Here is a 10805-nt window from a genome sequence, read left to right on the forward strand (position 1 = left end):
AGCTATGGCTGAATAGTTACTTCAAATTTACCTTAGTCCCCATTTCGGTAAACGCTCTTCATTTATATAAAGTTATCCGTCAACCGAAGAATCTTACAATTAACTACCATAAGTTGACATTTATTTATGATATTTTTTATACTGTGCGTAGCGATAAAATATTATAAATGAAAGATAGGTGTTTTCTGTCTTCATGCATAAAAGTTCAAAACCTGAACTCCTTGTAGGTGTCAGGAATCTTTCAGGGCTTAAGGCCTGCTCAAGATATGCAGATGCTGTCTATTTTTCAACCGACAAGCTCAGCCTGAGGGCAAAAGCAAAAGAAATTACTCTGGAAACTCTTGCCGATTTCGTCTCTGAGGTAAAAACCAGAGGTCTCAAGGCCTATCTGGCTGTAAACTCGACAGTAAATGAGGACAGGCTTGGAGATGCATCAGATGTGATAGATGCAGCTTCGAATGCAGGAGTAGATGCAGTCATTGCCTGGGACCCGGCCGTAATTCTTAGGGCACGGAAAGCAGGGCTTAAAATTCACATCTCCACTCAGGCAAATATTACCAACCACGAAACTGCAAATTTTTACCGAAATCTTGGGGCCGAAAGGGTTATACTTTCAAGAGAGCTTTCCCTTGAAGAAATACGGAAGATAAGCCAGCAGACTGAGGTAGAAATCGAGACTTTTGTCCACGGTGCAATGTGCATGGCAGTCTCAGGCCGATGCCATCTGTCAGCTTACGTTCTTGGTAAATCCGGAAATTGTGGAGAATGCACTCAGCCCTGCCGTTGGAAATGGGAACTTCATGGGGAAAACGGGCTTGTTGCTACAAGCCTTGGAAAGTACCTTCTAAGTGCAAAAGACCTCTGTATGATAGAGTATATTCCAGAACTTCTTAAAGCGGGAATAGCTGCCTTTAAAGTGGAAGGGCGATTGCGGGACTCTGGATACCTTGAAATGGTTTCCCGTTGCTACAGGGAAGCTATCGACGCCTGCATAGAAGGAAACTATACTCCTGAAAAAATAGAGGTCTGGAGGCGTGAACTAGCTTCGGTTTATAACAGGGGTTTTTCAACTGGCTTTTACTTTGGGGTTCCAGGCCTTGAAGGCTTTTCTCCCGAAAAAGATATGAATGTCTCGGAAAAACAACGCAGAGCTGTGGGAATTATTGAAAATTATTATACGAAACAGCAAGCTGCAGCCGTCAGGATTCTCGAAGAAGGAATTTCGGTTGGAGACGAGATCGTAATTGAGGGAAATACAACTTATTTGAGGCAGCAAGTTCGTTCCCTTATGAAAAAAGGTGAAACTGTGACAAGGGCTGAAAAAGGAGATACGGCTGGCCTTGCCGTTGAAGGGACTGTTCGAAAAAATGACCGAATTTTCATAATACAATTAAAATAAGTGAATTAATGTATTGTATTTAAAGAAATAAATATCATATTTAAAATAATAAAACAGTATCTATATATTGGATTCTCCCTATACGGGTAGCAAATTACAGGAAAGAAAAAATTACGGGAAAAAGGTAATTGCAGGAAAGAATTTCTTTATCTTATTCCGGTAATGCTCTCGGTCGGCTGGATACTTTTTATCGGTAAAAATGCTCTCAATTGGCTGGATACCTTTTATCGGTAAATAATCTTATCTGTTTACCTTGGTCAATGGGCTAGACCTTCGTCCGGGTAAACTGTCCCGATTAATTTCCGATTTTCATATCGATAAGTAACTCTGATTGAAATGATCGATAAGTACACTCTGATTGAGATGATCGATAAGTAACTCTGATTGAGATTATTCTTTAAAAACAATGTTCTTTATTAGCAATTCTCTGACTGATAAACAGTATTTTGCTCCGCAATAAAAGCAGGTAAGACTTACTTCCTTACTGAGTGAGAAAATATTTCCTGTTTATCTCGGAGTCAGTAGTATAGGTGATACTTTGATAAGCGTCAACGAAATGGGATCAAACGTCATTGAAGAGATGCTCGACTGGAGCGAAGACCTGAAAACTGAAGTACTCAAGCTCAATAACGGGGCTACGGTTATTGACTGTGGAGTTAAAGCCGAGGGTGGATATGAAGCTGGAATGTACCTCACAAGGCTCTGCCTGGCCGACCTTGCCGATCTCAAATACACTACTTTTGACCTGAATGGTCTCAAATGGCCTGCTATCCAGATAGCTACTGACAATCCAGTAATTGCATGTATGGCTTCGCAATATGCAGGCTGGAGAATTTCTGTAGACAATTATTTCGGAATGGGTTCGGGTCCTGCACGTGCCCTTGGCTTAAAGCCTAAAGAGCTCTATGAGAAAATCGGGTATGAAGATGACTTCGAAGCTGCAGTCCTGGTCTTGGAGTCAGATAAACTCCCTGATGAGAAAGTTGTGGAATATATTGCAAAACACTGCAGTGTAGACCCTGAAAACGTAATGATTGCTGTCGCTCCTACTGCCTCTATTGCCGGTTCTGTCCAGATCGCTGCCCGCGTTGTAGAAACCGGGATCCACAAATTTGAGTCTGTTGGTTTTGACATCAACTGCATTAAAAGCGGATATGGGGTTGCACCAATTGCTCCTGTTGTCGGAAAAGATGTACAGTGCATGGGCTCGGCTAATGATTGCGTGATCTACTGCGGCGAAACCAACTATACAGTCCGTTTCGATGGGGAACTTGCCGAACTTGAGGAGTTCGTGAAGAATGTGCCGTCCACAACTTCCAGAGACTTTGGAAAGCCTTTCTATCAGACCTTCAAAGAAGCAAACTTTGATTTCTTTAAGGTTGACGCAGGCATGTTCGCTCCTGCCAGACTTACAGTAAACGACCTTAATAGTACAAAAACAATTTCTAGCGGCGGGCTTTATCCGGAAATCCTACTCAAGTCCTTCGGGATCATGAATGTTTAAAGGGTAAATAACTTTTTAATTTCTTTTATTTTCTTCCCAATTTTTTAACTTTGTTTTTACTTCTCCTTACTTCTCTTTTTCATTTTTTTTCATTTTTTTTCATCTCTTTTTACTTTTTAATTTCTAAATTCTTTTCTTTTTCAGTCTTTAAATTTTTTAATTTTATATTTATTGTTCCTGGTGATAAATGCAATTTTTTTCCAGATTCCCCAATTTAAAACGCTGTTAACATCATCTATTTAAGTAAATGCCTCCAATCCTACTGTAAAAATATAATGCTATAAAAAAAATGTCATAACGAAATGTTATGATAAATTGGTCATAAATAAAATTTTACTGAAAGTTTAAGGAGAGATTCAGTGCCAATAATAAACACTTCACAGGGAGTAGGAGGCATCCTGAACAGCTTCAGGAGCCTTGTCAAAGACGCAAAAAAAATTACTTTTGTGGGAACTCCAGGGTTCTGCACACCTTTTGCCGAACTTATCGGTTTTGTAGTCAGGGACCGGGAACTTGCTTTTATTTCCAGCGCTGATTTTGAGAAAGCCAGGTCTATCTATATGGATCATGAAGGCATGCAGCTTGGAGATCTTACAGATAAACACGCTGATGTTGTTGTCCTTCTTGGAGGACTTTCGATGCCAAAGATAGGGATTAGCCCTGAAAAAGCAAAAGAAGTTGCAAGTAAAATCCTTGAAGGCTCTGAGAAAGGAAAAATTATCGGAGTCTGTTTCCAGTCTGCATTCATGCAGCAGAAATGGGACGAAATAATAAATTTTGAGTATATCATCAATGCTGATCTGGCAGTTGAGGTACTGCAAGTCTGAAAGATTCTGAAGTCTATTTTCAGGAATTTTTGAGACTTCCAGGCAGAAAAATTTCCTTTTTACTTCTTTTTACATATCCTTACTTTTTTTATATTTCCTTACTTTTTTTATATTTCCTTTCTCTTTTTACATATCCTTCCTCTTTTTACATATCCTTCCTCTCTTTATTTTCCAAATTCTGTAAATTTTCTAATAAGATAGAATTATATCTAATCCTGACTTATGACATATGATAATTATGGAAAAAGCGGTTAAAGAAGCCAGGGAATTAAAAGGGTTTATGCCCAGGTCTATTGAATATGCCGGACAGATAAACGAAGATTTCGCCGAAGGGATAGCAGGCTTTTATAAAGCCATCTGGAGTGAAAGAGAAGGCGGGCTTTCTATGAAATATAAGCATTTAATAGTCTTTGCTATAGCCTGCTCAACCAACAATATCCAGAGCGCGGTCAAAATCCTCGCAAGACTTCATAAATTCGGAGCCACCAGAACCGAAATTAACGATGCCATGATGCTTGCGGCCTGGACAGGTGGAATCCAGCACTTTACGGATTTCAGTGAAGCAGTACTTAAAGAGATGGATAGATTAGGTTATTAATTTTATAAAAACACACTCATTCAAGTATTTTTCTTTAATTTTTTGAGGGTTTTTCTGAAGAATTTATGAGACTCTAAGGCTAATCCCCGTCATTTTAATGTTGGAAAACACATTTTATGAGACTGAAAATGCATTTTACACAATCCAGATGTCTATCAAAAAATGGCCTTTGTAGATAGAAAATTGAATTATCCAACGAAAATGAGTAATCCAAAGCAAATGAATTATCCAACGAAAATGAATAATCCAAAGCAAACGAATTATCCTGCGAAAATGAATAATCCAAAGCAAACGAATTCTCAAGTTCTTTTTAGGGAGGTTCAAAAAATAAGCCAGATATGGGTCTGGCTCATTATTGCGATCCCTGTTGTTTTTTCATGGTATGGAGCTTATCAGCAGCTTTTACTTAGGAAACCTTTTGGAAATAACCCGGCTCCTGACTGGATGATGTTTCTTTTACTTTTAGTCTTTGGCGTTCTTTTCCCTGTTTTTTTCTATTACATAAAGCTGGTTACTGAGGTCAGGAATGACGGGATATATGTTCGCTTTTACCCTTTTCATCGCTCATTCAAAAGATTTCCGTTTGAGAGTATTCAAAATTACAAAGCTCTAACCTATAACCCTATTAGAGATTATGGAGGCTGGGGTATACGCTATGGATTAAAGGGAAACGCCTATAATATGGCAGGTAACAGGGGTGTACTTTTAGAATTTACAGACGGGAATAAAATGAAAAAGCTAATGATTGGATCCCAAATCCCGGAAAAACTCGCTGAAGCTATTAGAAAGGCTAATGAAAAGTAAAAAATGTGATACGGGGCATTAAAAAGGTTAAATGTAGCGCTATATAAGAGTACAACAAAGCTCTTGAAAAAGGGTGTTAAAAAGCAATCTTTTATTAATCCATTTTGTTCTTTATTGTCTCGTGAACTACTATTCTCTATCGTTTTTGACTTTTAATAATAATTGTCGTTTTTTTACACTCTTACTATTCTCAAACTTTTAAATTAAAAAATATATACAACTTCTCATTTTTTTCGGAAGGTTTATTACTCAGTTTTTATAGAGAAAATCAGGAACATTTTCTACTACACACCCCTGCTCCAATACTGAGTAGGTATACTGGTATCTAAATAATACTATAAAATTGAAAAGAATTCGGTCGTGTGTACGAACACTATATGCAGTTCAATTAGTAGCCATAATATAAATTTCAGCACTATTAAGATGCCTGCTAGCCACGACAATCTAAGGTAAGTCTACGGTTAAAACACAAATAAATTAGGCACATCTCAAGGACGGAATTTTGTGAAACAGCCGAAAGCAGACGTAATTTTTAGGGAAGTACAGGATCTGCGGAACAATTTTTTCCTGGTTTCGGTCCTTTATCCTGCGCTCCTACTCTGGTATATCGAAATCCATAGTCTTATTTTTGGAAGACCTGCAGGAATCAATAACATCCCTGAAACATACCTGTTTGCTCTCTGGATTGTCTTTGGGTTATTTTTCCCTTTTATGTTGTACTGTACAAAGCATATAACTGAAGTGAGAAGTGATGGAATATACGTTCGCCTGGTACCCCTGAATCTGTCTTCCAAAAAGATCCCTTTACATGTAGTGGAGGACTGCAAAATTAAGGTTTATGACCCTCTCACGGGAAAAGAATCTGATGTATCACAGTTTTCCAAAAAAGTTAGCCCGGTTGTAATCCTCAAACTTATTTCAGGAGAAAAAATGCTTCTGAGCTCCAGGAAACCTGAAGAACTCTGTAGTGCAATCAAGCAGGCTACAGCAGAATACTGAGAATTCCCGCTTTGCGAGTTTCTGTCTTTGAGATTACTGCTTTGCGAGTTTCTGCTTTATAATTCTTGCTTTGATAATTACTGCTGTCCAGGGATAAATACTAAATATTTTTAGCTTTAACCGACCTTCCGCAGATGTCTTGAAAAAAAAGAACATTTTTCTAGCTATCGTTTTTGTTCATTTGCTCAATAATTTCCAATTATTATCTCAACTAAAACTTCCGGAAATAAAGGTTAGAAGCTTTCAATGAAGTTTGAATATTCAGAGTAATTTTCAGAAAAAACGATAGCCAGAAAAATTGTGAAAATTAAATGGACATCTACGGAAAGTCAGCTTTAAATTTTTTTCGCTATCTCTTTCAGGATAAAACATCATTAATTTCATATCAACTAATTAGTCGAGCTGATCCCAAAACTCAAAATTGCTTCTCTGAATCCTGTATTCCGAACAATCAATCAAGTTTCTGATCATGAAAACAATCCTGAAAATTCTTGATGATTAAGAACGAAATGACTTTTGGGATAGGCTCGTCCATAAAAATTGTGTAGCCTTGAAAGGCTATTTAAGCAGACAGCTTATTTTTCAATTGTGTTCAATAATTCATCCTGACTGACAGTTTTATCAGGTCTTACAGCTTTCCAATCATCAGTCAATGTGAACTTACCTTGCATACACCCTGTAACTCTGAGATGTTTTGGCTCAATGTTACTGGTACCTATAGTAACATCTTTCGTCAAAAAAAGTAGAACTTTTTCACCTGGTTTGAATGTTGGTTCATAATCAGTTTCTAAAGTATCATTTCCTACTGTTCCGCCATCTAGTCTCACTGTGATCTCTTTAGCTGACGATGGGTTTTTGAGGTATTTCTCTACGCTTATGGTGATATCTGTGTAGATAAGATTCTCCAGGCTAAATGAATCAATACCATCAGGCCTTTTTCCATTGATAGAATTCCATTTGCTTGGATTTATTTCCTTCACTGTACCTATTACAATCGTATCAGAGTAGTTACTTAATTCTTCAGAACCTAGTAATGGAAGTGATGCACTGGATTTACTATATAACGGCATATCATTATTTGCAAGCTTAGTGTCTTGTGAAGGACGATTTGTAAGTTTAACACCATCCTGTTAGCCTGACAACGCTAAAGCACTTAACATTATCAACGTAACTGCTCCAATAAAAACGATCATATATTTTATGTTCTTATTCATTGTCATCACCCTTTAAGGATAAATATGTTTGATTCCTGCTATATCATCTGAGGTAAGAGTTCTCTTCTTTATTTCGTTGCTACTTGTCCATTCATACATTGTTTTCTCAGAATCTCCAGAATCGTATAAGTCGTACAATGTTAACCAGTGCCCAAATTCGTGAGCAGCAACACTCTGCACGTCGTATTTACCTGATTCTCCACTTGATGCTGTTGACCAAGGATAATAGGTATTAAAATAGGTTACATAACGTGTATTATAATTACCAGTATGGTTTGGAACAGATAGTCCTAGATATGTTGCTCCAGCATTTGTGCAGTATATCCTATTGTCAGTTGTAGTTGCCATCCCCCATTTGAAGGTAAACGCTGCACCTGCATTATTCCACGCAGTTGAGCCTGCCTTTATAGCAATTGATCAAGAACTTGGAATTGAAGAATCTATAGTCACGCCTGTAATTGTTGCAGCAAAAATCTCATTGTATCTCATTTGAGCAGTTGCATTATTTAGCCTCGTGACTATAGCTTAGGAACTACGTAATTTCCGCCCCATTTATATCCACTATATGAATACGCCGATGCCGGAGCTGTAATATTTACCAGAAATATGATTAATAGCATTGCTCCAATTATTCATTTACCATATTTCATAATTTTTCCTCCTTAACCTCAGGAGGCAGAATCAGGTAAGCTTAAATATACGCAAAGCTAACGCTAACTTATGCCCCCGGGCACAATGGGGTTCAAATTTACTTGGAAGGTTCGTTTGAACCCATTAAATGATTACTAACTGCTTTATATAAAACATAAAGTTTTTAACCAGATCTTCAAACAATTACCAAAAAGAGCTTGATCCGGAAGCGGAAGAATATATTTATAACACCGTTGAAGAGTTATCTCTAAGCTGGGTTGCCTTGTGGGAACTTGTTTATGTTTTTTTCTACGGGTGATGGTCTATTGTGCAAAAAAGAAACATTTACAGAAAATTTTTCAGCATAAATATAAATGTCACACTTGGTCACAGTACAGGGCAAAATTGAAAGATTCCTGTTTCTCACCAAATGGAAGCTATAGTTTAGGGATCCATAATTTTCCGGATAAAGGCTAATTGCATTGCGGGCTGGTAGCCGGAAAGATCTGGAATCTGAATTAAAAGCGAAATTTCAAATTTTTATTCGAATATCCGTGCGTCCACAACCACATGCAGAACCCCAGGAGAGTACTTTTTTATTCTGTGGGTTTCCAGAATCTCAACTTTCTTTCCCAGGGCACAGGCAGCTTTTTCTATCCTTTCCTGGGGTCTGATTCTGGCAAGACTTTCCGGAACTGTTTCATGATAGTGCAGAATTCCCCCGCTTTTTTTCAGGGCCTTTATAGCCGGCTCAAGATAGTAGTGTGTTGTTCCTACATAACCCATAAGCACGCGGTCGGCTGTTCCTTCAGGAGCAAACTTTGAGCAGTCTCCACAGATGGGAACAAAGATCTCTTCTACCTTATTTAGCTTGATGTTTTCCTTCAGATAGGCAAAAGACTCAGGATTAATTTCGATCCCAATAATCTTTTTTGGCCTGGAATGCACAGCCATAGGAATTGAAAAATATCCTATTCCTGCAAACATATCCACAACAATTTCTCCTTCTCCTAACTTACTCATTCGCTTTCTTTCTTCAAGGTTGCCTTTGGAGTACATTACCTTTGTTACATCCTGCTTAAAAAAGCAGCCGTGTTCCTTGTGGATGGTTTCGGTTTCGCTGCCGAGAAGGAGTTCTCTTTTTGGCTGGCGGAACTGCCCTTGGATCCCAAAATCCCTTACAACGGTCCTGCATCTGGGGTACATTGAGAGTAAAGCCTCAGCTATCTTCATTTTTTTATCTTCCAGAATTTCAGGGATGCCAACTATTATTATATCTCCCAGAATCTGCCAGCCCGACGGGACAGATGCAAGTTCAGTTTCGGAAAGAAAACCTTTAAGGGACTCTTTGAGAGAGTTGGGCTTTTTAAGGAATTCCGGATTTTCCTGTTCAATAACCGGGAAATCTTCTATTTTTCCTCCTGCAACTTCGGTGACAGGAATTTCAAGAAAAGTTCCTTCTATAGTCTGAAGTTTTCGGATTTTTCTTGCAGTGTCCAGAAATTTTTCATTAACGGCTTTTTCCCTGATTTCTTCCCCTTTTTTCGGGGGAATCCTGATTACTCCGTACATTGGAATTTATGGATAGCATGCATAGGATTAATGTTTTTTGTCTGAACTCTTTATGAATCTATTACATAATCAATAAGGGGTGACTTGAAATTTATGTTACATTTTGAAAAATTGAATAAATAAAAAAAGTATACCGATACAATTCTTTATTTTTTTAAAAGTTTTCTGTAGCAGGAAAAATATTACAGGTAAATCAATTGTCTAAGTAGTCATAATTATTATTTTCATCAATTCGGGGTGAAGCTGACTATTTTATTTGACTATTTTCTGAACGCGGGTTGTTTTTTAAAAATATATTGGGAAGGAGAAGGCTCAATGTTTATATGTGAGTGTGAAAAATTAATAAGGGGAAAACTACGAGAAGATACATTCAAAGATTATATTGAAATATCCCAAAATCCATCTACAAGGACGATAGGACATAAGAACCGCAGGCTCATTTTTAATTTTGTGGATGGAAACTGGCCAAAGAAATACTCTTCAAAAAAGGAGTTAAAAATTCTGGCGGCAAACTTTGCGAAAAGCAATAACCTACATCCCGAAAAAGTCGAAAAATTTTTCCACGAGGGAGACAGGCTTAAGTCTCATGGAAAATTTTCAGATGCTCAGATTCTCTTATATGCATATCACAGCATTATTGAGTTTTGAGTTTCGCAGTGTGCTTAATTAGCATAAAAGTAGATGAGGATATCTTCCTCACGTGCTCTCCTCAGTTCCTTTTTCCGTTATTGCAAATATTTCACTAATTATTTTTATTCGTTCATCAACTGAGAATATCTCGGTCTCAACAATCTTCCTCTTTTGAACTTCTCCTTTTTTATATCCAGTTTCATCTTCGTACATCTCATCATTCGTAATAAGATGCCATATTATCTTTGCAATTTCCTTGCCAAGGCAATTATTGCCTTGGCATGTCCAATTGACTTCTTTTTTCTGTTAAAAAACTCTTTTAACCTGCTATTTTTCGTTCTTGCTGCTGCTTGAGAAATCTGTGTTAGAATCCATTTTGCTCTCTTTGCTCCTCTCTTTGTGATTCTTCCGTTGTGATATTTATCTGCAGATTGATACACATTAGGAACCAGACCAAGCCCGGAAGCAAGCTTATCTCCAGAAGAAAAATCCTTAAAGTTGCCTATCTCAGCAAGTAGAATTGCAGCACCAAGTTCTCCTATGCCAGGAACTGACATTAAAATCTCCATTTCCCTTTTATACTTTTGATAAGCATAATTGAAAATTTCTTGTAACTATTCAGCCTATC

At 37.7% G+C, this 10805-nt stretch carries 11 protein-coding genes and 1 pseudogene; 8 read left to right on the plus strand and 4 right to left on the minus strand.

Annotated elements, in window-relative coordinates:
• Positions 1-193: 193 nt before the first annotated feature.
• The 6 genes from A9239_RS11930 (at position 194) to A9239_RS11955 (ending at position 6131) form a co-directional block, all read left to right on the plus strand.
• On the plus strand, positions 194-1399 hold the full coding sequence (locus A9239_RS11930; RefSeq protein ID WP_048117686.1) for a peptidase U32 family protein: 1206 nt from the start codon (positions 194-196) through the stop codon (positions 1397-1399).
• 538 nt (positions 1400-1937) lie between these two features.
• Entirely contained in the window at positions 1938-2903 is a 966-nt protein-coding gene (gene mch, locus A9239_RS11935; RefSeq protein ID WP_048117683.1) for a methenyltetrahydromethanopterin cyclohydrolase, read from the plus strand.
• A 359-nt stretch (positions 2904-3262) separates the two neighbouring features.
• On the plus strand, positions 3263-3730 hold the full coding sequence (locus A9239_RS11940; protein WP_048117680.1) for a DUF2124 family protein: 468 nt from the start codon (positions 3263-3265) through the stop codon (positions 3728-3730).
• Between the two features lie 238 nt (positions 3731-3968).
• Positions 3969-4328, plus strand: a complete 360-nt coding sequence (locus A9239_RS11945) for a carboxymuconolactone decarboxylase family protein (protein WP_048122875.1) — start codon at positions 3969-3971, stop codon at positions 4326-4328.
• Positions 4329-4490: 162 nt separating this feature from the next.
• The gene (locus A9239_RS11950; RefSeq protein ID WP_369815421.1) at positions 4491-5132 is read left to right on the plus strand and encodes a DUF6141 family protein; all 642 of its coding nucleotides are present in this window, start codon (positions 4491-4493) and stop codon (positions 5130-5132) included.
• A gap of 504 nt (positions 5133-5636) precedes the next feature.
• Positions 5637-6131: a DUF6141 family protein gene (locus A9239_RS11955; protein WP_176722135.1), complete on the plus strand. Its 495-nt coding sequence runs from the start codon at positions 5637-5639 to the stop codon at positions 6129-6131.
• Between the two features lie 575 nt (positions 6132-6706).
• Here the strand turns inward: A9239_RS11955 and A9239_RS11960 are convergent.
• Both A9239_RS11960 and A9239_RS11965 read right to left on the minus strand, forming a co-directional pair.
• Entirely contained in the window at positions 6707-7201 is a 495-nt protein-coding gene (locus tag A9239_RS11960; protein ID WP_048117678.1) for a hypothetical protein, read from the minus strand.
• A gap of 156 nt (positions 7202-7357) precedes the next feature.
• On the minus strand, positions 7358-7693 hold the full coding sequence (locus tag A9239_RS11965; protein ID WP_048117676.1) for a matrixin family metalloprotease: 336 nt from the start codon (positions 7691-7693) through the stop codon (positions 7358-7360).
• Between A9239_RS11965 and A9239_RS19560 the strand changes: the two genes are divergently transcribed.
• Positions 7674-7838, plus strand: coding sequence for a hypothetical protein (locus tag A9239_RS19560; RefSeq protein ID WP_155400465.1), 165 nt, complete (start codon positions 7674-7676; stop codon positions 7836-7838). The two genes, A9239_RS11965 and A9239_RS19560, sit on opposite strands and share 20 nt — an antisense overlap.
• A 677-nt stretch (positions 7839-8515) precedes the next feature.
• On the opposite strand, the gene A9239_RS11970 is transcribed toward A9239_RS19560, so the two are convergent.
• Positions 8516-9547: a class I SAM-dependent methyltransferase family protein gene (locus tag A9239_RS11970; protein WP_048117674.1), complete on the minus strand. Its 1032-nt coding sequence runs from the start codon at positions 9545-9547 to the stop codon at positions 8516-8518.
• Positions 9548-9862: 315 nt separating this feature from the next.
• Between A9239_RS11970 and A9239_RS11975 the strand changes: the two genes are divergently transcribed.
• Entirely contained in the window at positions 9863-10195 is a 333-nt protein-coding gene (locus A9239_RS11975) for a hypothetical protein (RefSeq protein ID WP_048117672.1), read from the plus strand.
• A gap of 48 nt (positions 10196-10243) precedes the next feature.
• Here the strand turns inward: A9239_RS11975 and A9239_RS11980 are convergent.
• A pseudogene (locus A9239_RS11980) lies at positions 10244-10788 on the minus strand (transposase); the annotation flags it as partial.
• Positions 10789-10805: the final 17 nt, after the last annotated feature.

Origin of the sequence: Methanosarcina sp. A14 (assembly GCF_001729375.1) — an archaeon.
GTDB lineage: Archaea > Halobacteriota > Methanosarcinia > Methanosarcinales > Methanosarcinaceae > Methanosarcina > Methanosarcina barkeri.